This window comes from Bacillus sp. COPE52, assembly GCF_003355115.1.
GTDB lineage: Bacteria > Bacillota > Bacilli > Bacillales > Bacillaceae_G > Bacillus_A > Bacillus_A toyonensis.
This window is the reverse complement of sequence record NZ_CP031292.1, coordinates 1,099,459-1,125,123: the sequence shown is the minus strand read 5'-3', so window position 1 is coordinate 1,125,123 and position 25,665 is coordinate 1,099,459. Positions and strand designations below refer to the sequence as shown.

Genomic DNA, 25,665 nt, shown 5'->3' with positions numbered 1-25,665 from the left:
ACGTCATCAAATTCACTTATACGTTACAATATAGGTAATATTACACATCTATCAACTTAAAATATTACTTTTTCTAAAACGAAAAGGATGAGCCGAATTTTCAGTACTAACTGTAAAAACGTGAATTTTTCATTATGAGGTGATCTATTTTCTTAGGTTGATGAGTATTTGGCAAGCCCCCATAAATAAATGTTTTTGTGGGATTACATCTTCATAAAGAAAAGACACTCTTATAAGAGTGTCTTTTCCATAGTTTTTTAGCAAAAGCAAGCAGCTCCAACGATGATTAATAAAATAAACAATATAACTAATAAAGCAAATTCACCGCAACTACCACCAAAGCCCATAATAGTTCCTTCTTTAGATAAGAGAGGCAAACTAGGAATTACTCATTACATTTATAACTCCTCCCACTTCGTCCAAACTTCTCTCCCATTTATATGGTACATATTATCCTCTCGATCCATAAACCCATGCACGATAAATTCTCTTCTAATCGTACAAAAATCATCATGATATTGTTTTATGAACACATTCATTTCTTTCTCTGTATATTGATTTTCAACGTTTAACTTGCTAATCAAATGTTCTAATAACACTAATTTTTTTTCTTTTGACCTGGAATCGATTTTAAACGATCCTCTTTATCGAAAAAGTTACGAATGGTCGTATCTCTAAATTTTATTTCGCTTTCGGTCATTTTGTTATCCTCCATCAGCTTTTAAATAGTGAAACTTTACTGTTTTTCTTTACCGTTTTTCTTTATTCTTTCACTTAAAAAATCAATAAAGTAATATCCACTAATTAAAATGTAATACGTTACAATCATTCCCAATATATCCTTTATGCTCGTATGTTCTTTTTTGTGAAATAAAATCGGATATAGTGTATAAACCAAGAAGGTAATTAGTGGATATATTATAAAATAGAAGCGAGATTTTTGTTTCATCATATCAACTCCCCTATTCTAGTTTTCTCTGTAAATTGCTGTAAGTCCTTTTCTTTCGTTTAGACTGCAATTAGAAGTTAAAGATTATCCTTGTTCCAAAGAAAATACGGATGAACTGCAACTACAGCAAGATGTACAAGCCATTGAAGAATTGAAAAACCTTCTTAAAAAACCTGAATTAACGGAAGAAAAAAGAGCTCAATATTTATTTTCAATTATGGCTTTAACTCCTTACACACAATTGCATGAAATACTTCCCCTCTTGGACGAATCGGATATGTGGGTACAAGAGAGAGCGGCTGAAATTCTAGGTTTCCATATATACGTGCCAGCTAGTGAAAAACTAAATTGGATTAAAGAACACGGACAACATAATGGGAAAATGGCAGCTGAATTAGCATTAAAAAGAATAAAAATGGAATGAAAGAACGAAAAGAAAAATGCTCTAGTAACAACAATCTTTATGAACAGATCCAATAAAAAGAGCCTGTATCGATAATCACTGAGTAATTATTGATACAGGCTCTTCATTCCAATGTTTCGTTATTATAAATATTTACCTACAAGGTGCTTTTTTTAAACTTCAATCGATTGATTTTCAACAACATTTCTAAATTGTCGTTTGTGCATCCAAGTTAAGGAAGCGATTGTTCCAAGTGATAATACGACGATAAAGATCATGAGTATTCCTATGTTTTGCCACATGAAGTTAAAGTCTCCGCTTGATACGACTGCTTTCAATCCTGATACAGAGTATGTCATCGGTAACCACGTATTAAATGGTTGTAAAAACTTCGGAATCAATTCTAGTGGGAATGTTCCAGCACTTGTTGTAAGCTGAATAATTAATGTGATGATGGCAATAAATCGCCCTGCATCACCGAATGCTGTTACTAAACATTGAATTAATGCGATAAACGCTAAACTTGTAACGATGCTAAAGAGTATGAAGTATGGAATACTTTGCACTTCTACACCTAATCCGAACAGTAATATGACATCTGCTACTATCGCTTGAATAATACCGACTGATAGTAAAACGCCGAACTTACTAATAAACCAGCTAAATCCTGATTTCGGAACGCCGACTGTGTCGCGTAATGGGTATACGATAGATAATAGTAATGCCCCAACAAATAAACCGAGTGATAAGAAATACGGTGTAAACCCAGTTCCATAGTTTGGAACTTCCGCTAGTTTCTCTGTCTTCACTTTTACAGGGTTTGCAAACATATCATACGTTTTATCCGTTCCTTTTACTTCACCTGTTTTTTCTGCCCCTTCGCCAAGTTTCTCAGCAAGTTCACCTGAACCGTCGTTTACTTTTACGAGGCCATCGGTTACTTTTCCTGAGCCATCTGCTAGTTTATTTACGCCGTCGATTAGCTGTGTTGAGCCAGTTGACATTTTATTTAGGCCGCCATTTAGAGTGCCTAATCCAGTTGTTACTTGACTTGAACCGTCCGCTAATTGCGTTATGCCACCTGTCATTTGGTTGGCTCCTACAGATAATGTACCTAAACCACCCGTTACTTGGCTTGAGCCATCTGCTAATTTGGATACTCCTACTGATAATGTATCTAAACCGCCTGTTACTTGGCTTGAGCCATCCGCTAATTTTGTTACTCCTACTGATAATGTACCTAAACCACCTGTTACTTGGCTTGAGCCATCTGCTAATTTGGATACTCCTACTGATAATGTATCTAAACCACCTGTTACTTGGCTTGAGCCATCCGCTAATTGATTTATTCCACCTGCCATTTGATTTGCTCTTTCAGATAATGTACCTAAACCGTCTGTTACTTGACCTGAGCCATCTGCTAATTGATTTATTCCATCAATAAATTGGCCGGATTCGTTTTTAAATTTATTTGCGCCTTCTTTTGCTACATTTAAATTCCTTCCAAATCCTTGGAACTTTTCAACAAACCCCTTTTGTGCACTAGCTAATTCATCAATACCACTCGTTAAAGTTTGCAATCCTGCTGTATTCGGTAGTTTGTTTTGTGCATCACTTGTTCTTTGATCTATTTCACCTTTTAATTGTTTTACTTCTTCATTTAATTTATTTGTTCCACCTGCTACTCCGGCAGCTTTTTGCTGAACTGTCACTGTACTTTTTACAGCAGTTGTTATGAATGGTTGTAACTGCTCTTGATATTCTTTCGGTAAACTTTCAATTTGCTTTTGTAAATTCGCTACATCTTGCGCTGCATTTTTTGCATCTCCTGCTGTTGATTGCGTAAGCTCATTTAATTGATTTACATTTGCCCCAGCTCCATCTATTTTTTCTTTTACTGTATTCAATATAGAAGGGCCTTTCGACTGCATTTCCTCTAAACCGGCAGCAGAACTTTTCACTTTACTATTCAAATCTTGCAAACCCTTTTCAATTTTTTGAGAAGCTTCCTCTAGTTTGCTTTGTCCCCCAACCAGCTGTTCCATACCATTTGATAAATCAGTTGTTCCTGTTTTAAATTCACCAGATTTACTTACTAATTTGTTCAAGCCATCCGTCACTTTCTCAGATCCATCACGTAATTCGCCAATTCCTTTTTGCATTTCACCCGTTTTGCTATTTAACGTATTTAAACCGTCCGTTACTTTTCCGGAGCCATCTACTAATTTCCCTACACCTGCTTTACTATTTAGTGCATGTAAACCATCTGTTACTTTTCCGGAGCCATCTACTAATTTTCCGATACCAGTATTGCTATTTAATACATGTAAACCATCTGTTACTTTTCCGGAGCCATCCACTAATTTTCCGATACCAGTATTGCTATTCAATACATGTAAACCACCTGTTACTTTTCCGGAGCCATCTACTAATTTTCCGATACCAGTATTGCTATTTAATACATGTAAACCATCTGTTACTTTTCCGGAGCCATCCACTAATTTTCCGATACCAGTATTGCTATTCAATACATGTAAACCACCTGTTACTTTTCCGGAGCCATCTACTAATTTTCCGATACCAGTATTGCTATTTAATACATGTAAACCATCTGTTACTTTTCCTGACCCATCTACTAATTTCCCTATACCTACCTGCATTTCACCTGTTTTGCTATTTAGCGTATTTAAACCGTTTGTTACTTTTCCTGACCCATCTACTAATTTATTTGATCCATCCGCTAATTTCTGAACTCCATCCTTCATCTCCCCAGACTTCCCTCGAAGTGTATGAAGGCCATCCGTCACTTTACTTGAACCATCATGCAGCTCACTTGATCCGTCGTGCAGTTTATTTGCACCTTCCGCTCCATCTGCTAATCCTTTTGAGACGTCTTGAATAGAATCAAACATTTTCTCTGCATATGTTTTCGTTAACGTACTTGCTACTTCACCTTTAATTTTTTCAATCGCTGTTCCGCCAATTTGTGAAGATAAGAAGTTTAAGCTTTCATTTGGAATGTATTCTAAGTTTAATGGCTTTGGATCATTTTTTAATAACGTTGTAGCATTACTTGAGAAGTCATTTGGAATGCGTACTAACATGTAATACTTTCTACCTTCCATTCCCTTTTTCGCTTCTTTTTCACTTACAAATTCCCATTTAAAACTTGTATTATCTTTTAAATTATCAACGAGCCCTTTTCCGACCTCAATTGGTTTCCCATCAAATACTGCACCTTTATCTAAATTGACTACCGCAACTGGTAAATCATCTAACTGTTTATATGGATCCCAAAAGGCCCATAAAAACATACCCGCATATAAAATCGGCACGAATAGAACTGCGATAATTGGAATTAATATTTTTTTGCTTTTTATAATTTCAGTAAACTCTTTACGAAGTAACTGATTCCATTTCATCATTTCTCCCCCTTTATCGAAATGACCAAAATGTTCATTTAGTCATTTTCACCCAAACAAAAAGGCTATACTTATTCATACATATGCCTTATCCCCGAATTTATACTATGCAACTGTTCCTTACTATGAAATGAATATTTATATTATCCCTCCTAAAATAAATATATGACTACTTTGTTCAAATGGTCACTTTTTATAATAATAAAAGGATTATCTTAGTTTGACAATCCTTTTAATAAATAAAGTTCAAATAATTCTGCAATTTTTTCTTTTTCTAGTGGTTCATGATTTTTTTCCCAATCAAAAATAAGTGATACGTATAGGCGAAGCATAATAAATGCTGTAATTTCTGGGTCACATTTGCTAATTTCACCTTTTTCAATCGCAATCTTTAAATACGATTGAATGACAGAAACGATTTCCACATCTACTTGTTGCATCACTTCTTGTACTTCTTTCGTTCCCATATCGCGCTCTTCTTGAATTAACTTAATCATGAGCTGATGTTCTTTTCTAAATTCCAAGATGCTATATAATGCTTTATGTACATTTTCAAAAAATGAAACATCTGAACGAATTGCGTTTTCTGCCACTTGCTTCATTTCTGTAATTAAATTAGAAATAATTTCGCCAAATAGCTCTTCTTTATTTTTGAAAAAAGTATAAATCGTTCCTTTTCCTACATTCGCTAATTTCGCTACTTGATCCATCGTTGTTGCTTTATAACCGAACGCTGAAAAAGACTTTGTTGCAGCTTCAATAATAGAACGTTTTCGATCTATCGCCACATCGTCACCTCCAAAAATGACCAATTGGATAATATAGTCAATCAGTACATATTTGATATTACCACACGCTCACATTCTATACAAGTTCTCTTTTTTAATTATTCCCAGTATGAAAAAATTCCAGTCCATTCATATAATACTGTCATAGTGTATCAGAAGGAAAGAGAAAAAGAAAAGGTATTCTTAAGATGTATAGATAAACCTTACTTAACAACAACAAAATTCCTCTTTTTCAAATAATCAAATAAAAAAACAAGAAAATCTTTACAATTAATAGTAATATAGAAAATAGACAAGTTTATCAAAATAGTGGAGGCTTTTTCAGTCATGATGCGTGCGCTTCGTTTAAGTATAAAGCAAGCTTTTTGTAATCGTGTTTCTTTAATTATTATGTTTAGTGGATTAGCTCTTATCTCTATCTATCATTATTATTATGTAATTCGTTATATTGGAGACGGAACGGATGCGTTTGTAACAACGGCTTTTAAATGGATTGGATTTCGCGACAATGAAATGGATGTTTATTTATTATTAATGCCAGTTATTGCAAGTCTTCCCTTTAGTACAAGTTACAACTCAGATAAATCAGATGGTTTTAAGACATTTATAAGTAAAGAAATTTCGTTACTTCCTTATTCAGTAACGAAATATATCGTTACATTTTTTTGCGGAGGACTTCTTTATACGTTTCCATTTATCTTATCATTATTATTTTGCAAATTAACCATTCCAAACGGAGCACCCGCAGCGGGTTCAGGTATTATAAATGACAACGGGATGTTCGCAAACTTATATTACGGCTCCCCCATCACTTATATTATTGTATATATCGGAATTAATTTTTTATTTGCAGGGTTAATGGCTCTTTTAGGACTTGCTGCATCTGCATGGTCACAAAAGGACTATATGGCGATTCTGTTTCCATTTGCAGTTACCTCCATTCCTTACGTCCTGCTCAATACGATATTCCCTACAATAGGCGGAGCACCTATTCATTTATATGATCCAAAGCAACCGTTACAGGGCATGTCATCGTATATATTAACGATACAATGTGCCTTCTTCTTCTTCTTCAGCCTATGCATGTATATAAAAGGCGTACAGCGTGATAGAAAAAGGTACAAAAGAAGATTGCAAAGAAGGGATCGGTGTAGAAAAGCGTTTCAAGCATAAAAACCTAATTTCCTCATGTCTTCTTGGAAATTAGGTTTTTTATTCATTTACGGCGTACCAGCCAATCCCCATAAAATAACAACAGCTACAAAATAAATCGCTTTAATAGCTACTACTAAACATAATAAAATAATTGCATATTTACTCAATTCTCTTCTTGCACCTATTAAAGTAAAAATCACTGCCAAGCTAAATGTTATATATGACGTTGTTGTATTTATTAAGTTATACGTAATATCTAAATTTTGCGTAAATCCTGTTACTTCAGCTATAAACTGAAGCATGGCGATACTACTAAAAAAGATTGCGATTTGATTCATTAATTTTCCATTTAGTTGTACCTGCATCGTTGCCCCCCCTTTTTATAAACCTGAATATTCAATTAATTTTACCATGAATTTTACAAAAAAGAGTTTCTATATATAATCTTTTGCAATTAGTTACACTCTATTTTCCAAATAAAATGACCACCGCTACGGTTTGCTTAAGAAACCCTAAAATTCCCCACAGAAATCAAGCTCTAAATAGCTAGATGCCCACCTCAAAATTCAGTGAATACAAGGAAGTCAGGTGGGAAATCAACTGCTCGTAAAAGCCCGATTGGTGAAGACTACTAATCGGAATAAAAGTGCACCTCCAATTGTTAGACCGTGTCTAACAATTGGAGGTGCACTTCATAATAATAGGTTTTTCTATAAAAAACGAACAATACTTTACGGTGTCCCTGCCAACATCCATAAAACTACAATAACAACTATATAAATTATTTGTATTCCTATCGCCGAACATAAAGAAATAATTGCATATTTACTTAATTCCTTTTTCATACCCAATATAGTAAAAATCACAGCTAAACCAAATGCTGTATAAGTGATGCTCTGCCTTATTGTACCTAAATAATGAATACCTAGTGATTGCGTAAGACCTGTTACATCAGCTACAAACTGAATCAATATAAAAACACTCAAAAAAATCGCTAGTTGATTCATTAATTTCCCATTTAGTTGGGCTACCATATATCTACACCTCCCTTTCTACAAAACAGAATATTCGATTAATTATATCGTCAGATTACAAAAAAAGGAATCCCCTCTTTGTAATTAAATGACGATGCAAAAACAAAAAAAGAACGCTTAGTTACCTAAGCGTTCTCTCACTTTAAGAAGCTTTCTTCAAATCAATTTGAGCAAGTACTGGGTCGTGATCGCTTACGCGTCCATGCTCTTTCATAATGTTTGAGTTTAAGTGTACTGGGTCTACAATTGTGTGCGGTGCGATGTTGTTCGTTACTAAAATATGATCTAACACTTGTGCATTCCCTTCATGAATGTACGTGTAACGATTCTCTTTCGGCACAGTGTTTAGCATATCTTTTAAGATTGTTCCCTCTAATGCTTTTAGTGGTTTCGAGAACTCAAAATCGTTCATATCACCTAATACAACAACAGGTGCATTTGCATTCTTTTTCTGAATACCTTGTACGAAATGATTTACTTCTTGCGCTAATTGAATTCGTTTTTCTTCACTCTTTAATACGAGCGGCTGCACTTTTCCAAATGGCGTTGCATCTCCTAGTTTTGAGTTTAAGTGATTTGCAACGACAACAACGTTTTGTCCTTGGAATGTAAATTCTGCTGCTAACGGTTTTCGTGTACTATCAAATAATGCATTTTCGTCTCCAATACGAACTACATTTTTATCAAGTAACTTCGGTACTGTTGCTAATTTCACACGTGATGGGTTATAGAAGAAACCGACGCGAATGTTAGCTCCAGGCGCTCCCCCGTCTTGATTGTTGCTTGGCGCAATTTCTACATACTCATACTTCGGTCCGCGAATTTCTAGAACTGCATCAATGATACGTTTTGCGCTTAATGAAGCATCTGTTGTCCCATCATTAATTGATCCATTATTATCTTGCATTTCCTCTACACCGATAATATCTGGCATTTTTAAATTGTATTTAATAGAATACGCTAACTCTTTTACTTTTTCGTCCGTCGTTTCTTTTTTATTTGCTGAGAAGTTTTCAATGTTATATGTAGCAACTGTTAATTTATCAAGACGTGGCTGAATATTTGCCCCTACTCGCTTAAACCCACCGTCCACTACAGATGGTAATTCCGTCACTGGCGAAATACGGAACGAACCGTAATCATATCCTACTACCCCTGTTATATCTCCTGTGAAAGTATCTCCTACTTTTGCTACATAATCACGAGGTACTTTTACAGAAAGACGCTCTGGGTTTAATTGATTTTCATCTAAAAGAGGTGTACCATATTTCGTTACTACTTTATCCCCGCTATTTTTTACTGTTACATATAAATTTCCGTTTTTCTGAGGTGCAATAATTTTTGGTGTTGGCATCGTAACGCGCATACCTTCTATACTTTCATAAAAGTCGATTGCATCTTCATTTGGATCAAATAAACCGAATGCATCATTATCGATAATTTGATCAGGAATTTTCACACCGTTTTCTCCGAGTACGATGGGTGCTGGTAAAGGTTGATCTTTTGCGATTACAGCAACGCGACTCGCCTTAATTTCCGTCGTTGTTAAGTCTGTTTCAAACCTTTCTGCATATCCAGGCCCAACATATTCTTCTACTTCTCCATCAACTTGAATAAGGTCTCCAACTGCTACATTTGCCTCTTTTTTGTATACGTACATACCTTCTGAAGTAGCTGGATCATTATCCGGTTTATTATCTTCTATATAAAAACCATTTTTATCAAGCGCTGTTACAACGCCTTCCACATTGTTTACTTTCTTCCCTTTGTAAGGAGAAATATGTGATTTCCCTTGAATATCATGAATACGAACTGGTTCATTATTTACGATAATAAATGAAAATGTAGAAATCGCCGAAGAAGTAAGTCCTTCTTTCTCTGCGATTGCTTTAATCACACTATTTTCATTCACTACAATTTGTCCGCTATAACGAACACTCTTATTTGTAGGATTAGAACCATCTAACGTATAGTAAATTGTTGCTCCTTCTGTATTCGTTGTTAATGTTACCGCTGTTCCTTTCGCAACTTCCCCGCCCCCAGGTGAAGCCACTACATCGCTAACACGGTTTTGTTCTTCCCCTTGAAACTTATGGGCTGTTACTGATTTTAAACCCGGACTACTAAAATATAATTCAAGCGTCCCTGTTAAGCTAACTTTCTTCCCAATATTTTCAGGATGATCTTTCACATTCACTGCCGATCTCACATCGCCTTTTGGCAACTGAACAGGCATGATTTTATCTGGATTTGTTTCGTTTGGTGAATCGGCAATTGCCACATTTGTGTCGTCAAACTTAGCCGGATCCCTCGTGTACTTAGAAGGACTTTGCGTATATCCGACAATATATCCTTCTACTATCCCCTTCGTTTTCCCTTGCTGCTTGAATACTTGAATTGCTTTTTCTACCGACATAGAAGTAGTTTCTTCTGCTTGTGCTAAAGTTCCAGTAAATGAAAGCAATAGTAATAATGATAAAAAGACACTTAACAATTTCTTCACAGCTATTTTCCTCTCCCTATTTCATATTTTCTCAGCATATCTATCATAACAAATGATTCGTTATATAGAACTATATTTCGACAAGTTTTACAAAAAATTAATCTCAGCTATACGTTTAAAACAAAAATTACTTATGCTAAAAACAGATGGAATATGTAAGGTACAAACTTCTATTTTCCAATAAAAAACTACCACTTCATTAGGAAGTGGTAGTTTTTTATACATTCAAAGCATCTCGTTCACATTCTACTATTTTTTCAATATATGATAACACACGTTGCGCTACCAACTCACCTTGCCCAATACAATCTGGCAGACCAGAACCAGCGTAAGAACTTCCAGCTAAGTACACACCTGGCAATTCTTTCTCCATAAATGTTGTAAGCTTTTTCATTCGCTCGTTATGACCTACTGTATATTGAGGCATCGCTTCTTTCCAGCGGCTTACGATTGCAAACTCCGGGTCCTCTATAATATCCATCGTCTTTCGTAAGTCTTCTAGTACGAGCTGAACGAGTTCCTCTTCGGTTTGTTCTACAATCGCTTCATCACCAGGGCGTCCAACGTAACAGCGAAGAAGTACCTTACCTTCTGGCGTTGTGTGCGGCCATTTTTTATGTGTCCACGTACATGCTGTAATGGAGAAGTCACTATTTCGTGATACGACAAATCCCGTTCCATCAATATCGCGCTGAATGGCTGATTTCGGAAAAGCAAGTGCTACATTCGCAACTGATGTGGACGGAATGTTGCGGAAGAAACGAAATTGTTTATACTGCGCAAACATAGAAGGCAATACTTTATGTGAGCTTGCCACTACGATGGCGTCCGCTTCTATTTCTTTTCCGTTACTAAGAGTAATCGTGTAACCATCCCCCAGTTTTGCAACTTTTTCAATGCGAGTTCCCTTTATTATCGTACCTTCATGCATCTTCACTTCGAGAGATTCTACTATAGATTCTAAACCTGTTTTCACCGTTTGGAAGATTCCCTTTTTCGGTTCAGCCTTCTCTTCTTTCGGAGCGAGCGTACGCATACCGAGTGAAATACTGCGATGTTTCTGCTCAATTTGATACATTTGCGGGAAGGTCGACATTAAGCTCATTTCATCAATATCCCCTGCATAAATACCCGATAATAATGGTTCTATTAAGTTTTCAACCACTTCGTTTCCGAGGCGATGTCTGAAAAACTGCCCGAGTGATTGGTCAGATACTGGTTTTGATCTAGGCATTAACAGATCAAAACCAGCTCTTAATTTACCAATTGGGGAGAACAACCCGGAAAATAGAAACGGTGTAATTTGCGTTGGAATTCCCATCATTGATCCACTCGGCATTTTATGTAACCGATTGTTTACGAGAATAAATGATTGACCGGCCTTATTATTTACAAGTTCATCGCCAAGACCTAATTCTCTCACCAATCTAGACGCACTTTCTTTTCGTGCTAAAAAAGAATCCGGTCCGCGTTCAATTGTAAATCCATCTTTTCGAACGGTTTGAATTTTCCCGCCAAGTTTACCCGACGCTTCTACAAGTAATGTATCTATCGGCAAGTCCTTCTCACGAATATCTTTTTGTAAGTGATACATAGCTGTTAATCCTGTGATACCACCGCCGATGATCACAACTTTTTTCCTCAAGCAGGCTCCCCCTTTCTTCTTACAATACAGATTCTTTTTTCTTTAATACAACATCCGTTAAGCAATCAATGAATGCATCCGATGCGTTTGGCATTTCTGGACGATAATATTTCGCGCCAATTTCATCAGTCACCACTTTACACTCAAAGTCATTATCATATAAAACTTCTAAATGTTCCGCAACAAATCCAACTGGTGCATAAACAAATGAAGTATAACCGTACTTTTCATTTAATTCTCTCGTTAAATCTTGTACATCCGGACCGATCCAAGGATCTGGCGTGTTTCCTGCACTTTGCCATCCTACTGCATAGTTTGCTACTTCAGCGCCCCTTGCAATATAATCAGCTGTTTCATTTAATTGATCTGGATATGGATCGCCGAGTGCGATAATTTTCTCTGGTAAGCTGTGAGCAGATACGATTAATACTGCTTTTTCACGTTCTGCTTCTGACATACCGTTATATATACCTTTCACTGCATCGACCCAATACTGGATAAACTTCGGTTCTTTATACCAGCTATAAATGCCATGAATTGTTAAGTTTCCAAGTTTCTCAGCTTCTTCTTGCGCTCGTCCAACATATGATTTCACGCTAAATGTAGAATAGTGAGGCGCAAGAACAAGTGCGATTGCATCCTCTATTCCATCGTTATGCATAGCTTGTACCGCATCTTCAATAAACGGTTCAATATGTTTTAAACCAAGATACATGTGGTACTCTACTTCATCTTGTATTTCATTTAAACGCATTTCTAACTTTTTAGCTTGCTCTAATGTAATAGTAGCTAAAGGAGAAATACCACCAATTGCACGGTAACGCTCTGTTAAATCTTCTAGCATTTCAGGACTTGGCTTTCTTCCTCTGCGAATATGTGTATAGTAACGTTCAATATCTTCTTCTTTATATGGCGTTCCGTATGCCATTACAAGCAAACCAATTTTCTTTTTCATACAGCAAATCTCCTTTACTTCGCTAACTGTTCTTTAGAGTACTCATGAATAAATGTAGTTAAACGTTTTAATGTATCTGGATTTACTTCTGGGAATACACCGTGACCTAAGTTAAAGATATAACCCGGCTGCTTCATCCCTTGATCTAAAATACCTTTTACATGTTCTTCAATAACAGACCATGGTGCAAGTAGGAACGAAGGATCCATATTACCTTGTACCGCCTTATGAACGCCGCGTGCACGCGCTTCTTCAATCGGTAAACGCCAGTCTAAACCGACTACATCAAGAGGCAGATCATGCCATTCGTTCACTAAATGTGCAGCTCCTACGCCGTGCATAATCATCGGTACACCCATCGTACGAACTTCTGCAAAAATACGTTCCATTGCTGGTTTAATAAATACGCGATAATCTACTACATTTACTGTTCCAACCCATGAATCGAAAATTTGAACTGCTTTTGCTCCTGCGTTAATTTGCGCTTTTAAATATGTAATAACCATATCAGCAAGTTTATCCATTAAAGCGAACCAAGCTTTTGGCTCTGCATACATGAACGCTTTCGTATTATGGTAGTTACGAGATGGACCGCCTTCAATCATATAGCTCGCTAATGTAAATGGAGCTCCTGAAAAACCGATTAACGGTACATCTAACATTTCTGTCGTTAATAAACGAATTGTATCTAATATGTATGGTACGTCATCTTCTGGATTGATTTCCCCTAGTTTTTCTACGTCTTGTAAAGAACGGATTGGATTATCAATTACTGGTCCAATACCAGATTTAATTTCTACATCCACACCAATTGCAGGTAGTGGTGACATAATATCTTTATAAAGAATTGCTGCGTCTACGTTATATTGATCAACTGGTAACTTTGTAACGTAAGCACATAACTCTGGATTGTGTGTAATTTCAAATAAAGAATATTTTTCTTTTATCTTTCTATATTCCGGCTGCGAACGACCTGCTTGACGCATATACCATGCTGGTACATACTCTGTACGTTCCCCCCTACATGCTTTTAAAAATGTCTCATTTATAGTTCTTACCAAGACCCTTGCTCCCTTCCCTACCAATGCTTTTGCTTTAAATACGTTCTATTCCGATATTTATCTTTTTTTACTATACAGCTTGTAAAAACAAATTGCATAACATTATGTACGTTGTTCATGAAATTGACACAAACATTCGTAAAACCGCTTACTATTTTCACAACATTCTTATTATAACACAGAGAAAATCTACGGTTTAGCTACTTTTGACTTTTCTCCTTCACGGTTCGTTTGTGTGTTAAATGGCACAACGTAAAAACTCGGTTTTGAGAATATGTTAATAAACTTTTCCTCATATTCTCCGACACCTGTTACAGTACTCACATGCGTATGAATTCCGTTTTCCACTCTATAAATTCGATACATAATTCTTTCATCTGGAAGTGGTGTCCAGCTTAATTTTGCTTTAAATAAACCGAAAGGACTAAATGATAGTTTCATTTTTACATCTTCAATCTTGCGCAACCGAATTGGGGCACCAATCGTTTCTACACCTTCTGGCTGCATAAACTTTTCTTTCTGTTCTACATTTGCCTTCGTTAAAATTTTCTTAAATAACTTCGTTGCAGCTGCACTTTCGCCTTGCAATTTGTGCTCTTTATCCGTGTGATCATAGCCGACCCAAACTGCTCCCACTAAATTCGGCGTATATCCAACAAACCACATATCCCTTGCTCCATTATCATCATTAGGAATTGAAGTGGTACCCGTTTTTCCAGCCAACGCACCGTTATAGACACCTACTTTGGCTGTCCCTTCCTTTACAACTCCTTCTAACATTTTCGTCATATACCATGCTGTTTGTTTCGAGAAGACTTTCGTCTCTACTTTTGGCGATTCTCCAATGACTGCGCCGTGTCTATTTAACACTTTATCAATAACATGTGGCTCAATAATATTGCCGTTTGCTAAAAATGCACGATACATTTTTACAAGATCAAATGGTGAAACACCGTTTTTCAGCCCACCAAGCGCTGTACTTAACCCAGTATCTGCAATATGAACATTTCCTTTCTCTAAATATTGCTTTCCTTCTTCGACCCCTAACTCATTTAATAAAGAAACTGCCGGTACGTTTGCTGAATCTAAAATCGCATCATACATCGTCATTTCTTTCGTATATTGACGATTGTAATTTCGAGGTTCATAACCTTCAAAAGAAGCTTTGTCATTTGTTAATAACGAATACGGATTATACTTTTTCGTTTCTAATGCTGGTGCATAGACGATAAGTGGTTTCAGAACAGAGCCCGGTTGCCTTTTTGCAAAAATACGATTAAATCCTCTCGGGACATACTTTCTTCCGCCAATCGCAGCTTTAATCCCGCCCGTACGATTATCCATTAATAAAAATGCACCTTGCGCCCCATTTTCTTTACCAGGGAAATTTCGCGCATCTTGAAACTGGTTATACGCCACCTTTTGAATCTTTTCATCCATCGATACGACAAACGTATATCCTCCGCGAAGTACTTCTTGATGAGACAATCCGTATAAACGAGCCGCTTCATCTATGACCATATCAATATACGGCATATATGCGAGTTCATTCTCATCTAAGTTTTTATATAGAGCAATTGTCTTTCCTTGATAGCGAACGCTTTCTTCAGCAGTCAAATAACCTTGTCTATGCATAAGTGACAATACGAGATCACGGCGCTCCTTACTCTTCTCTGGAGAGAAATACGGTGAATATCCGTTTGGTGACTTCGGAAGACCTGCAAGCATTGCCCCTTCTTCTACTGTTAAATCTTCTACATTTTTATTAAAATACAACTTTGCTGCAGCTTGAATACCGTAAGCCCCGTGGCCAAAATAAATATGATTCATATACATTTCAAGAATTTGTTGCTTCGTATATTTTTGCTCTAATTGAAGGGAGATTGCGACTTCCTTCAACTTACGCGTAAATGTTTTTTCACGAGTTAAAAAGACGTTTTTAGCAAGTTGCTGCGTAATCGTACTACCGCCTTCGACCTTCTCTCCAGCTAACGTGTCTTTATAAAGAGCACGGAATATTGACGGATAATCAATTCCTTGATGCTCATAAAAACGAGAATCTTCCACCGCAATAAACGACTGCTGCACGTATTTTGGAATTTGCTCGATTGGTACGAGGTCTCTATTTTCTACGTATAATTTCGTAATTTCTTTCCCTTTCTGGTCAACGATACGTGATGAAGAGTGGAAAACGAGCTGCTTTTCATCCATCATATAGCCACCAGCTAACACAATAAGTTTATAGATTACAATCGCTAATACAAGCGTCGCTAACCCACCTAATAAAGTCCACTTTACTTTCTTCATACATCGGCCTTCTTTCCAAATGATGGTACATTTATTATTTGAAAAAGAAGTATCTTTATGTATATAATCTTCGAAGTTTTTTAAGAGAGTTGATATAATAGAAACAAATAAGTAAGGGGGCATTAAAATGAAGGCTATTATTTCATACGAAACACCTCTAGAACAAGCACATCTCACTGCAAAAAATAATGAAAAAGATATGTTTTATAAAGAAAATACAGAAGAATCTGTAGAAGGATCTCTTCAATATGACGTACTAGATGCTGTTGGCGAATTTAAAGGACAACCTGGCTATATTGTTTGTAATAACATTTCTGTCACAGACGAAGGTCGCCCGGTATTTGAAAACCGTTTTAAAAACCGTGCAGGCCTTATTGAAAACGAACCCGGCTTCCAAGCAATCCGTGTTCTACGCCCATTAAGTAACGATACATACGTCATCTTAACGATGTGGGAAACAGAGCAAAACTTTAAAGACTGGACAGAATCACGTTCATTCGAAAACGCTCATAAAAAACGTCCTGCACAAGCAGAGGGACAATCACAGGCTCAGGCACATCCACATGCAGAACAGCAAAAGAGTATTTTCTCTCGTCCTTCTTTTGTGACTACTTTTGATGTGTTAGTTTAATTAAAAAGTAATACAACACTATCAGTACGTGAAATTATATTAACGATTTTCCGAATATATCTATCACATCTTGAAATATATCAACGATTTTTCGAATATATCTATCACATCTTGAAATATATCAACGATTCGACTAAAGATATCCATTTAATAACAAAAAAGGAAACACCACTACGCACCGGTGTTTCCTTTTTCTTTGTACCAATTATATATACGAAGTGTGTCCTCTTTTCGCATGTGCTTCACTTTATAACGATGCCCTGCTACCGATACGGCAGCTGTACATAACTCGTCTTTCTTTTGAAAATATGATTGATTGTACCCCACCGCTTGAATATGCCTTCTACGCATGATTCCTGTATATTTCGCAAGACCTCTGTACACCATCGTTAATTGATTTTCTCTCATCATATAACCGCCGCTAGTATAACGAGCGTATGCGAGTATTATAAATCCGATACATAGCGGGATAAGAGTGAATAACGCGATATATTGTTTGAAATATATACTCGCACTAACGATCGGCACAGCGAGCACAGCAGTTGTAATCCAGCCCATGATGATGTAACGGCGCAATGCCGTTTTCGGTAAATGAACGATTTCCTCTTCCATTTCATACGGCAACTGTAAATATGCGAGTAACTGCTGCACATCTTTTTTCTTCATAAAAGGATGTAACATCACTTCATTCCCAGCGGATTCTATACTTTGAATGACTTCTACTTCCACAGAACAATAACCGAAAGGCTGACGGAGAATGCCTTCTTTCACAGTAATTGCTTGAATACGGTGCAATTTTAACACAAACTCTTTCTTATCAAATAACCCTTGTACGATGCGAATTTCATTTCCGTTTCGCTCAATTTTAAAGTTTGCATATTTTAACGCATAGCCTGCTGTTGAAATAACCCAAGAAATTGCCATTAAAATTGCGGTCATAACGATTTATTCATATACACCGTTATCCATCACATACGCTTCCACTTTATTGATGAGCCATTCTGGTAGAAATTGATTAAACTCTGTGTAAAGGATTACTAACATAGAAAACACTAATCCAAATCTACCAGATGTAATAGATGCGAATAAAATTTCTTTCGCTTTTAACTGATAAACTGTCTTACTACCTTCTTCCGCAGGCACCTCTTCAGCCACAACGCTTCTTTCTTTATGCAATAAAGCAATTAGTTCCTTCGCTTCATCTTCTTTAATACCAGCTAACATCACTTCTGGCTCACTACCGCCGCCTGCAACTTCTATATTTAATTTTGTAAGTCCAAGTATTTGATAAATGATGTTAGAAGATGTACTAACATTTTGCACACGTTCTTTATTTAAGTAGCTTTCTTTCTTTACAAACACACCATGCTTTATATGTAAAATATTATTCTCAATCCAGTACACTTTGAAATACCATTTCACAGCGGAGAAAATAGCCATCACGAATAAAAGAAACAACAAAACAAAATAAAATAAATACCAAGGCTCATTTTCATCAGAGCGAAATATTACAAGAAGGATAAAAGGAAATAAACCCGAAATTCGAATACCCAATAATATCGTGATCGGATGTTGCCTCTTATACATCCTTATCACTCACTTTCGCAAGTTCTCCAATTTGTCTTTTCAGCTGTTCTGCTTCTTCTTTCGTTAAACCTGGAATACTATGAGAAGTTGCTGCTGTTGAAATGTGTAATTCTGCTAAATTATACTTTCTCATAATCGGCCCTTGCTCAATCGTTACGTGCTGCACACGGATCATCGGAATAAGTACACGTTTTACAACGAACATTCCCTTTTGAATCTCAATCTCTTCTTCATTTAATCTGTAACTATAATAGCGTTGACGTAAATTTGGAAATACAAAATAATCAAGCGGGATAAATGTAATAGCGCCTGTTACTAACAATCCGAACAGCCAACCCCACCAGTTAAAGTTAATCATAAAAAAGAAATACGTAATTACGACTGCTAGTATAACTGCCGCCCCAATTAAAGCGTGAATTCGCCACACTTTCAGCATATTAGAATGAATCTCCCTTTCTAACGGCTGCATCTCATCACTCCAATTATATGAATGTATTACTTATATATTAGTTGGTATATACATTTTTGTAAAATTATAGTTTTTTACATCGTATCAAGCATTTCTTTAAAATTCCCTTCATTAATCGAATACACTTGAAACTGGATGTAATCTATCTCATTCGTATCTGGTTTAGCAAATGGCAAAATGTTAAATCTCGCCGCCGATCTTCCTAGCATATCTACAATCATAAGAGAAACGTCAATATATTCGAAATCTACACGGAATACTACTGCTTCTTTTGTAAACTCATAATCTTTAATCGCATCATACGACTTATTCGCACTTATGAGCGTCACTTTTAATAATTGATTTAATTTTTCTGGTTTAAAATTAATCATATGTACAGCTCCTTTTTTTAACAAAAAACTACGAAAATAGTGTAATCTTTTCCTTTCACGGCTTCACACATCAATTATATAAAAATAAAGCTAGTTTTTTATAAATTTTTTGATATAATTACATACGGGAAAAGGGAAGAATTTTGTCTTCCCTTGTGTTTTTTATTTGCATCTAGTACTTTTGCTAGATGCCTTTTTTTATACTAAAAAAGCATCCTCAAAGTATGTGAGGATACCTTTTCAACAATTGTACTTACATAATCCAGCTTCATTTTCTAGTTTATATTATTTCTGAGTATACTCTAAAGTTCGTTTTCATTCATTCTCTATAAGCAATTGCATTTGGCAACTGTAAGAATCCATACTAAAAAACTCATCTAATAATTCCACTTCAATGCAATTTTTAATTGTTACATTATTTTTCTCTATATAATCTTTTAATTTCTCCATACTTTCTTCTTTATTATTCTTTTTATAGGCCAGCGTTAAATAGTTACCTTCTGGTAAGATATCTATATTTTGCTCTTTCTGTGTGTAATCATATTTACATAACACAGAAAAAGCATACTTTGGTTCAAATCTATATTTTGAATGAACCGTATATGCTATACCAATCTCCATCGTTGTTTCTAAATTTCTCTCCTGAATAATTTTATCTACCTCTGAATAATAAAGGAATTCTTTAAAATTACCCACTTCTTTGCATGGAGCAGTGACGATATAACGTTTCTCAAAATACTGTATTGTTATTTGATTATGTACTAGTACCTTTTTAGCGACTTGTACACTATTATCTAGTTTATCAATCGTATGAATGACTGCTTGCATCTCTTTTATCTTTTGCTCAGTTTCTTCTCTTTTTAATGCTAAAAATTTTAATAATTCATCCATATTCTTTTCCGTGAAAATTTTTTGCAGTTCTTTCGTACTCGTTCCTAAAGCTCTACAAACTTTAATTATATCAATATAAACAAATTGATCTACCGAATAGTATCTATAACCCGTTTTTGCATCAATATATACTGGGATAAGAATGCCTGTTTGATGATAATATCTTAAAGCTTTTATTGTAATGCCTTTCATATTAGCAACTTCACCAATAGAAAATAAATTTTCCAATTTATATTGCCCCCTTATTCTTGACTCTCCTCTAAAGGGAGACGTTATTATTTTATCGTTAAAGTTAGTGGAAGGATAATAAAAATGGGTCGTGTAAAATATGGAAACCTTAAAAGAAAAGATTATAAATAAGTGAGGTTAAAAATCAACTTGGCAGTCTTAGAAAAGTTACTAGGTGCCATTACAATCATCGAATTTATTTAAAAAAGAGGTTAAAATAGATGATACATTTTTTCTAGCTAACTAATTCAATGAAAGAAGGATATAATATGAAAATTGATAGACCAAAAATTTCGCCAGAGTTATCTTTAAAGAATTTTCACGATATTTTTTATGAAGAAGATTCAACATTAGAAATGTGTGAAATCATCGATTCCACTTTTGAAAATGAATCTGTAGATAGAGTGCGTTTATATAATGCAGTGATAAAAAATTGTAAGTTTACCAATACAGACTTTAGCAATATTGATATTACAGATGTTTGTTTTGAGAACTGCGATTTATCAAATGTTAATTTAAGCAACTCTTCTGTTCACAGAGTCGAATTTAAAAACAGTAAATTAATTGGCGTTAATTTTACGGAATCTAGCTTAGGAAATGTTACATTTGAAAATTCAATTTTGAATTTAGCTTCACTTGGAAATTCTAAACTAGAAAAGATCATATTTAATGAAACTTCATTAAATAATGCAGATTTTTTTGACTGTAAACTAAAAAAAGTTGAATTCAATTCATGTAGCCTTGACGAAGCAAATTTTGATCAAACATCACTGAAGGGAATAGATATTAGTTCTTCTAATTTTGATACACTTACCGTTTCAGTGAACAATCTAAGAGGATGTAAAGTATCATCATATCAAGCTATTCAGTTTGCAACATTACTCGGATTAATAATTAAAGATTAGTCATAAAGAACGATTTAAAATGTAAAAAGGTATCCTCGTACTTGAAGGATACCTTTTTATTATCTCTATTTTTGACAGATTACTGTTTTGTATCATATTCTTTTCATCAATCTAGTGCACTTCAACAATTGTACCATCTTCGAATACTTTGAATACACCAGTAAATCCTGATCCAGCTGCACCTTCTATTTTATATGTCGTACGCACTCTTATTTGATAATGTTTCTTTCCATTTTCTACTTGCGTATTCTCTAGCGTGTAATCATATTCTTCTTTATATTCATTTTTAATATATTCTTTAGCTTTCTCAAAAGTAAATGCATCTTGATTCTTTCCTGTCTCTACCTTTTGATTCTTTTCTGCCTCTACTTTTTGACTCGTTCCTGCATCTGTTTTTTGTGCCTTCGCTGCTGCTGTTTCACTCTTTGCAGTTTTTTCCTCTTCACTAATTTTAGTAACTAATCCTACAGCTTTTTTATTATATTCTTCAAAGTTCTTGTTACCTTTCGTTTCGGAAACTAGCTTATCTAATATCTCTTTCGCTTCTGCATAATTTTTCTTACTTATGAACTCTTCACTTTTCGTCAGTTGCTCGCTATATTTCTTTTTTTGTTCTAAGATGGCTAGTAATGCTGTTCGTTCTTCCTTCGCTTGTTTTATCAGCGTATTACTTCCATTCTTCACGCTCTCTACTTTTTCAAATGACTTGATTGACTCTTCTACCTTTGTTTCCTCTTTTAACTTCACTGCTTCAATCATTGCTTTCGTTTGTTCTATAAGTACTTTTACATCTGAATCATCTTTTTTCTCATCTAGCGCTCGTTCAAATGACGATAAGGCTGTTTTATATTCTTTATTCGTTAGTGCAGTCTTTCCCTCATCCATTGCTTTTTCAAAGTTCCCATTACTACATCCAGCCAACATTAAAAATGTAAGTCCAATTACCGTTAATAACTTTCTCATTTTCTCTCCCCCTATATACTCCTAAAACAATAACATCATATGTATAAAAATCTGTGTAGTACTTAGACTAACAGTAAAATATGTACTACATTGTGTGCGGGAAAGGAAATACATTTCATTTACTATCATTACTTAAAACTCCTAAATAGTTGGTAGTCTTCTTCTTTTAAGACCGAAAGGAATTTTAATAATGCGGATAAAGCTCCCACTCAAAATCTTTACTACACACTCTCATACACATAGAAAAACCATTTTTAGTTTATAGTTTGTTATTTCTTCAACTTTAAATATTCTCAGTTGATTGGAAATACGAACTACAACTCGTAATCTATCGAAAACATAAGAAAACAAAACGTAACAAAAGTTACGTTTTGTAACTTATATGTAACACAAATGTAACATAACGTTTTTAAACATACAATAGTTTTTTTACATTATTTTCCCCACCTACCGTTGGACTATCCCCATTCAAACATGTAAGGAAAGAAACTTCTTTCCTTACGCGTTAAAATTAATTACATAGATAGCCCTTTTTTCAACAAAACACTATGAAAACGTGAGGACATTTATCTTCCCTTGTATTTTTATTTGCATCTAGTACTTTTGCTAGATGCTTTTTTATGCCAAATAAAATAAAAAAGGTATCCTCAAATACTTGAAGGATACCTTTTCACTTTTATTATCTCTGCTGTTTTCTACCTAATACGAGTAATCCAAAACTCATCATTACAAGAAATGCTCCCATATATGGTTCCACAGGCATTTTCTGTCCTGTCTTCGGTAATTCTTTTTCAGGTTTTTCTGGATTTGGTGTTCCAGGCTTCTCTGGATCTGTTGTTTCCGGTTTTTCTGGATCCGTTGTTTCCGGTTTTTCTGGATCTGTTGTTTCCGGTTTTTCTGGATCTGTTGTTTCAGGCTTTTCTGGACCTGGTGGTGCTAAATGACTCAATTTGTTTAACACTTCTAATTGAACCGAACTTATCATTCCTTTTGTAATTTCAAATGGAATTGGATTAGTTAATTTTTCATATCCTTTTGGTGCTTCTACTTCTACAAGTGTGTAGTTACCTACAGATAGATCTGAGATTTTTGCTTTTCCAGCTTTATCTGTCGTTACTTTCGCTACTACTTTGCCCTTTTCATCATGAACTTCAAACACAGCTCCTGCTAATACTTCCTTGCTTTCAGCAGCCATTTTTGTAATGTCCACTGAACCTTTGTCTAACTGCTCATTCTCTACTTTCAATGATAAGACTTTCGTCATACCTTGTTGGATTTCAAACGATACTGGTTCTGTTAATTGTTTGTAACCTGGTAAGCTTGCTTTTTCTACTAATTTATACTTTCCTACTGATAAATCTGAAATTATTGCTTTTCCATCTTTATCTGTCGTTACTTCGGTTACTACTTTGCCTTGCTCATCTTGTACTTCGAAGACTACGCCTTCTAATACTTTTTGGCTATCTTTATCTACTTTTGTAATTTCTACGTTACCCTTGTCTAACATTTCATTTTCTACTGTTAAAGCAAGAGATTTCGTCATACCTTTTTCAATTTGGAAAGTAATCGGATCTACCAATTGCTTATATCCTTTTGGTGCTTTTACTTCTACTAGCTTGTATGTGCCAACTGATAAATTAGTAACTTGTGCTTGTCCTTTTTTATCTGTCGTTATTTTAGCGACTACTTTTCCTGATTCATCTTGAATCTCAAATACTGCATCAGCTAAAGCATCTTTCGTTTCTTTGTCTACTTTTGTAATTTCTACATTTCCTACATCCACTAATTCATTTTCTACAGTCAATTGTAATGCTGTAACTCTACCTTTTTCAATTTCGAATGAAATTGGTTTTTCAAGTGGCTTGTATCCTACTGGTGTTTCTACTTCTACTAACTCATACTTTCCAATAGATAAATCTGAAATGTTTGCTTTTCCTTCTTTATCCGTTTTTACTTTCGCAACTACTTTTCCTTTTGAATCACGTACTTCAAATACAACATTTTCTAATGGTGCTTTACTGTCTTTATCTATTTTTGTGATTTCTACATTCCCCGTATCTACCATTTCATTTTCTACAGTGAACGCTAAAGATTTTGTCATACCTTTTTTAATTTCAAATGGTACAGGCTTTTCTAATTTTTTGTAACCTGGTAAACTCTCTACTTCTACTAGCTTGTACTTTCCTACTGATAAATCTGCAACTGTTGCTTTTCCAGCTTTATCTGTCGTTACTTTCGTTACTACTTTGCCTTTTTCGTCTTGAACTTCAAAGACTACACCTGCTAACGGCGCCTTATTATCTTTATCTATTTTTGTGATTTCTACATTTCCCGTATCTACCATTTCATTTTCTATTTTTAACGATAGAACTTCTGTCATGCCTTTTTTGATTTCAAACGATACTGGTTCTGTTAATTGTTTGTAACCTGGTAAGCTTTCTTTCTCTACTAATTTGTATTTTCCTACAGATAAGTCTGAGATTTTTGCTTTACCATTTTTATCTGTTTTTACTCCTGTTACTACTTTGCCTTGCTCATCTTGTACTTCGAAGACTACACCTTCTAATACTTTTTGACTGTCTTTATCTACTTTTGTAATTTCTACTGAGCCTTTGTCTAACTGCTCATTCTCTACTTTTAATGATAAGACTGTCGTCATACCTTTTGTAATTTCGAATGATACTGGCTCTGTTAGTTTTTTGTAGCCTGGTAAATTCTCTACTTCTACTAGTTTGTAACTTCCTACAGATAGATCTGAAATTTTCACTTTTCCTTCTTTATCTGTTTTTACTTTCGTTACTACTTTTCCTGCTTCATCTTGGATTTCAAAGACTACGCCTGCTAATGCATTCTGGCTATCTTTGTCCACTTTTATAATTTCTACTGAACCTTTATCTACTAATTCGTTCTCTACTTTTAGTGATAAAACTTCTGTCATACCTTTTTTAATTTCAAACGATACTGGTTTTGCTAGTTTTTTATATCCTGGTAAGCTTTCTACCTCTACTAGCTTATATTTCCCTACTGATAAATCTGAAACGTTTGCTTTTCCTTCTTTATCTGTCGTTACTTTTGTTACTACTTTATCTTTTTCGTCTTGCACTTCGAATGTTACGCCCGCTAATACTGCGCCACTTTCTTTGTCCACTTTTGTAATCTCTACTGAACCTTTATCTAACAGTTCGTTCTCTACTTTCAATGATAAAACTTTCGTCATACCTTTTTCGATTTCAAACGATACTGGTTCTGTTAATTGTTTGTAACCTGGTAAGCTTTCTTTCTCTACTAATTTGTATTTTCCTACAGATAAGTCTGAGATTTTTGCTTTACCATTTTTATCTGTTTTTACTCCTGTTACTACTTTGCCTTGCTCATCTTGTACTTCGAAGACTACACCT

20 protein-coding genes and 2 pseudogenes are annotated in these 25,665 nt (G+C 35.1%); 4 read left to right on the top strand and 18 right to left on the bottom strand.

What is annotated here, in order from left to right; all coding sequences use genetic code 11:
• Positions 1–257 precede the first annotated feature (257 nt).
• The 3 genes and pseudogenes from DPQ31_RS05585 to DPQ31_RS05575 all read right to left on the bottom strand — a co-directional run bounded on the left by DPQ31_RS05585 (position 258) and on the right by DPQ31_RS05575 (position 952).
• The gene (locus DPQ31_RS05585) at positions 258–347 is read right to left on the bottom strand and encodes a YjcZ family sporulation protein (protein ID WP_000505668.1); all 90 of its coding nucleotides are present in this window, start codon (positions 345–347) and stop codon (positions 258–260) included.
• Positions 348–398: 51 nt separating this feature from the next.
• Positions 399–700: pseudogene (locus tag DPQ31_RS05580) on the bottom strand (DUF2087 domain-containing protein).
• A gap of 36 nt (positions 701–736) precedes the next feature.
• Positions 737–952 carry a hypothetical protein gene (locus DPQ31_RS05575; protein ID WP_097958833.1) on the bottom strand — a complete coding sequence of 72 codons (216 nt, stop codon included), beginning with the start codon at positions 950–952 and terminating at the stop codon, positions 737–739.
• A 274-nt stretch (positions 953–1,226) separates the two neighbouring features.
• Between DPQ31_RS05575 and DPQ31_RS05570 the strand changes: the two genes are divergently transcribed.
• The gene (locus tag DPQ31_RS05570; RefSeq protein WP_097958875.1) at positions 1,227–1,373 is read left to right on the top strand and encodes a LacI family transcriptional regulator; all 147 of its coding nucleotides are present in this window, start codon (positions 1,227–1,229) and stop codon (positions 1,371–1,373) included.
• Between the two features lie 152 nt (positions 1,374–1,525).
• Here the strand turns inward: DPQ31_RS05570 and DPQ31_RS05565 are convergent, their stop codons facing one another.
• Positions 1,526–4,774: a YhgE/Pip domain-containing protein gene (locus DPQ31_RS05565; protein WP_208731660.1), complete on the bottom strand. Its 3,249-nt coding sequence runs from the start codon at positions 4,772–4,774 to the stop codon at positions 1,526–1,528.
• A gap of 215 nt (positions 4,775–4,989) precedes the next feature.
• Entirely contained in the window at positions 4,990–5,562 is a 573-nt protein-coding gene (locus tag DPQ31_RS05560) for a TetR/AcrR family transcriptional regulator (protein ID WP_000963370.1), read from the bottom strand.
• Positions 5,563–5,889: 327 nt separating this feature from the next.
• On the opposite strand from DPQ31_RS05560, the gene DPQ31_RS05555 reads away from it, so the two are divergent.
• Complete coding sequence (locus DPQ31_RS05555; RefSeq protein WP_000984181.1) at positions 5,890–6,735, top strand: hypothetical protein; 846 nt, start codon at positions 5,890–5,892, stop codon at positions 6,733–6,735.
• Between the two features lie 47 nt (positions 6,736–6,782).
• Here DPQ31_RS05555 and DPQ31_RS05550 read toward each other — a convergent pair whose 3' ends face one another.
• The 7 genes from DPQ31_RS05550 to DPQ31_RS05520 all read right to left on the bottom strand — a co-directional run bounded on the left by DPQ31_RS05550 (position 6,783) and on the right by DPQ31_RS05520 (position 16,222).
• Positions 6,783–7,082 carry a hypothetical protein gene (locus DPQ31_RS05550; RefSeq protein WP_001198065.1) on the bottom strand — a complete coding sequence of 100 codons (300 nt, stop codon included), beginning with the start codon at positions 7,080–7,082 and terminating at the stop codon, positions 6,783–6,785.
• Positions 7,083–7,448: 366 nt separating this feature from the next.
• Positions 7,449–7,751, bottom strand: coding sequence for a hypothetical protein (locus DPQ31_RS05545; protein ID WP_000226526.1), 303 nt, complete (start codon positions 7,749–7,751; stop codon positions 7,449–7,451).
• 142 nt (positions 7,752–7,893) lie between these two features.
• Positions 7,894–10,260: a DUF6359 domain-containing protein gene (locus DPQ31_RS05540; protein ID WP_199633995.1), complete on the bottom strand. Its 2,367-nt coding sequence runs from the start codon at positions 10,258–10,260 to the stop codon at positions 7,894–7,896.
• 211 nt (positions 10,261–10,471) lie between these two features.
• The gene (gene hemY, locus DPQ31_RS05535) at positions 10,472–11,899 is read right to left on the bottom strand and encodes a protoporphyrinogen oxidase (protein ID WP_199633953.1); all 1,428 of its coding nucleotides are present in this window, start codon (positions 11,897–11,899) and stop codon (positions 10,472–10,474) included.
• Positions 11,900–11,918: 19 nt separating this feature from the next.
• Positions 11,919–12,854 carry a ferrochelatase gene (hemH, locus tag DPQ31_RS05530; RefSeq protein WP_199633952.1) on the bottom strand — a complete coding sequence of 312 codons (936 nt, stop codon included), beginning with the start codon at positions 12,852–12,854 and terminating at the stop codon, positions 11,919–11,921.
• A gap of 14 nt (positions 12,855–12,868) precedes the next feature.
• Complete coding sequence (gene hemE / locus DPQ31_RS05525) at positions 12,869–13,915, bottom strand: uroporphyrinogen decarboxylase (RefSeq protein WP_070172836.1); 1,047 nt, start codon at positions 13,913–13,915, stop codon at positions 12,869–12,871.
• A 189-nt stretch (positions 13,916–14,104) separates the two neighbouring features.
• Complete coding sequence (locus DPQ31_RS05520) at positions 14,105–16,222, bottom strand: transglycosylase domain-containing protein (RefSeq protein WP_000756256.1); 2,118 nt, start codon at positions 16,220–16,222, stop codon at positions 14,105–14,107.
• Positions 16,223–16,349: 127 nt separating this feature from the next.
• Between DPQ31_RS05520 and hmoB the strand changes: the two genes are divergently transcribed.
• Positions 16,350–16,853 carry a heme-degrading monooxygenase HmoB gene (hmoB, locus tag DPQ31_RS05515; protein ID WP_098821202.1) on the top strand — a complete coding sequence of 168 codons (504 nt, stop codon included), beginning with the start codon at positions 16,350–16,352 and terminating at the stop codon, positions 16,851–16,853.
• A gap of 171 nt (positions 16,854–17,024) precedes the next feature.
• Here hmoB and DPQ31_RS05510 read toward each other — a convergent pair.
• The 4 genes and pseudogenes from DPQ31_RS05510 to DPQ31_RS05495 all read right to left on the bottom strand — a co-directional run bounded on the left by DPQ31_RS05510 (position 17,025) and on the right by DPQ31_RS05495 (position 20,399).
• Positions 17,025–18,440 (bottom strand): annotated as a pseudogene (locus DPQ31_RS05510) (PH domain-containing protein).
• Positions 18,433–18,909: a PH domain-containing protein gene (locus tag DPQ31_RS05505; RefSeq protein ID WP_208731659.1), complete on the bottom strand. Its 477-nt coding sequence runs from the start codon at positions 18,907–18,909 to the stop codon at positions 18,433–18,435. Before DPQ31_RS05505 ends, DPQ31_RS05510 begins: the two are co-directional and overlap by 8 nt.
• A gap of 74 nt (positions 18,910–18,983) precedes the next feature.
• Positions 18,984–19,280, bottom strand: coding sequence for a protoporphyrinogen oxidase (locus DPQ31_RS05500; RefSeq protein WP_070172833.1), 297 nt, complete (start codon positions 19,278–19,280; stop codon positions 18,984–18,986).
• Between the two features lie 315 nt (positions 19,281–19,595).
• Entirely contained in the window at positions 19,596–20,399 is an 804-nt protein-coding gene (locus tag DPQ31_RS05495) for a MerR family transcriptional regulator (protein ID WP_208731658.1), read from the bottom strand.
• A gap of 269 nt (positions 20,400–20,668) precedes the next feature.
• On the opposite strand from DPQ31_RS05495, the gene DPQ31_RS05490 reads away from it, so the two are divergent.
• A complete protein-coding gene (locus DPQ31_RS05490) occupies positions 20,669–21,304 on the top strand; it encodes a pentapeptide repeat-containing protein (RefSeq protein WP_000687251.1) in 636 nt (211 codons plus the stop codon).
• A gap of 111 nt (positions 21,305–21,415) precedes the next feature.
• Here DPQ31_RS05490 and DPQ31_RS05485 read toward each other — a convergent pair whose 3' ends face one another.
• Positions 21,416–22,267, bottom strand: a complete 852-nt coding sequence (locus DPQ31_RS05485) for a hypothetical protein (RefSeq protein ID WP_208731657.1) — start codon at positions 22,265–22,267, stop codon at positions 21,416–21,418.
• Between the two features lie 679 nt (positions 22,268–22,946).
• Positions 22,947–25,665, bottom strand: a 2,719-nt coding sequence (locus DPQ31_RS05480) for a SpaA isopeptide-forming pilin-related protein (protein WP_208731656.1), incomplete at its 5' end; no start/stop codon positions are given.

What these genes read in the sequence shown, in the direction of transcription:
- DPQ31_RS05565 (WP_208731660.1), bottom strand. Translation starts at nt 4,774, where the DNA reads ATGAAATGGAATCAGTTACTTCGTAAAGAGTTTACTGAAATTATAAAA.
- DPQ31_RS05500 (WP_070172833.1), bottom strand. Translation starts at nt 19,280, where the DNA reads ATGATTAATTTTAAACCAGAAAAATTAAATCAATTATTAAAAGTGACG.
- DPQ31_RS05505 (WP_208731659.1), bottom strand. Translation starts at nt 18,909, where the DNA reads ATGCAGCCGTTAGAAAGGGAGATTCATTCTAATATGCTGAAAGTGTGG.
- DPQ31_RS05485 (WP_208731657.1), bottom strand. Translation starts at nt 22,267, where the DNA reads ATGAGAAAGTTATTAACGGTAATTGGACTTACATTTTTAATGTTGGCT.
- hmoB (WP_098821202.1), top strand. Translation starts at nt 16,350, where the DNA reads ATGAAGGCTATTATTTCATACGAAACACCTCTAGAACAAGCACATCTC.
- DPQ31_RS05520 (WP_000756256.1), bottom strand. Translation starts at nt 16,222, where the DNA reads ATGAAGAAAGTAAAGTGGACTTTATTAGGTGGGTTAGCGACGCTTGTA.
- hemH (WP_199633952.1), bottom strand. Translation starts at nt 12,854, where the DNA reads ATGAAAAAGAAAATTGGTTTGCTTGTAATGGCATACGGAACGCCATAT.
- DPQ31_RS05550 (WP_001198065.1), bottom strand. Translation starts at nt 7,082, where the DNA reads ATGCAGGTACAACTAAATGGAAAATTAATGAATCAAATCGCAATCTTT.
- DPQ31_RS05570 (WP_097958875.1), top strand. Translation starts at nt 1,227, where the DNA reads ATGTGGGTACAAGAGAGAGCGGCTGAAATTCTAGGTTTCCATATATAC.
- DPQ31_RS05545 (WP_000226526.1), bottom strand. Translation starts at nt 7,751, where the DNA reads ATGGTAGCCCAACTAAATGGGAAATTAATGAATCAACTAGCGATTTTT.
- DPQ31_RS05555 (WP_000984181.1), top strand. Translation starts at nt 5,890, where the DNA reads ATGATGCGTGCGCTTCGTTTAAGTATAAAGCAAGCTTTTTGTAATCGT.
- DPQ31_RS05490 (WP_000687251.1), top strand. Translation starts at nt 20,669, where the DNA reads ATGAAAATTGATAGACCAAAAATTTCGCCAGAGTTATCTTTAAAGAAT.
- DPQ31_RS05575 (WP_097958833.1), bottom strand. Translation starts at nt 952, where the DNA reads ATGATGAAACAAAAATCTCGCTTCTATTTTATAATATATCCACTAATT.
- DPQ31_RS05585 (WP_000505668.1), bottom strand. Translation starts at nt 347, where the DNA reads ATGGGCTTTGGTGGTAGTTGCGGTGAATTTGCTTTATTAGTTATATTG.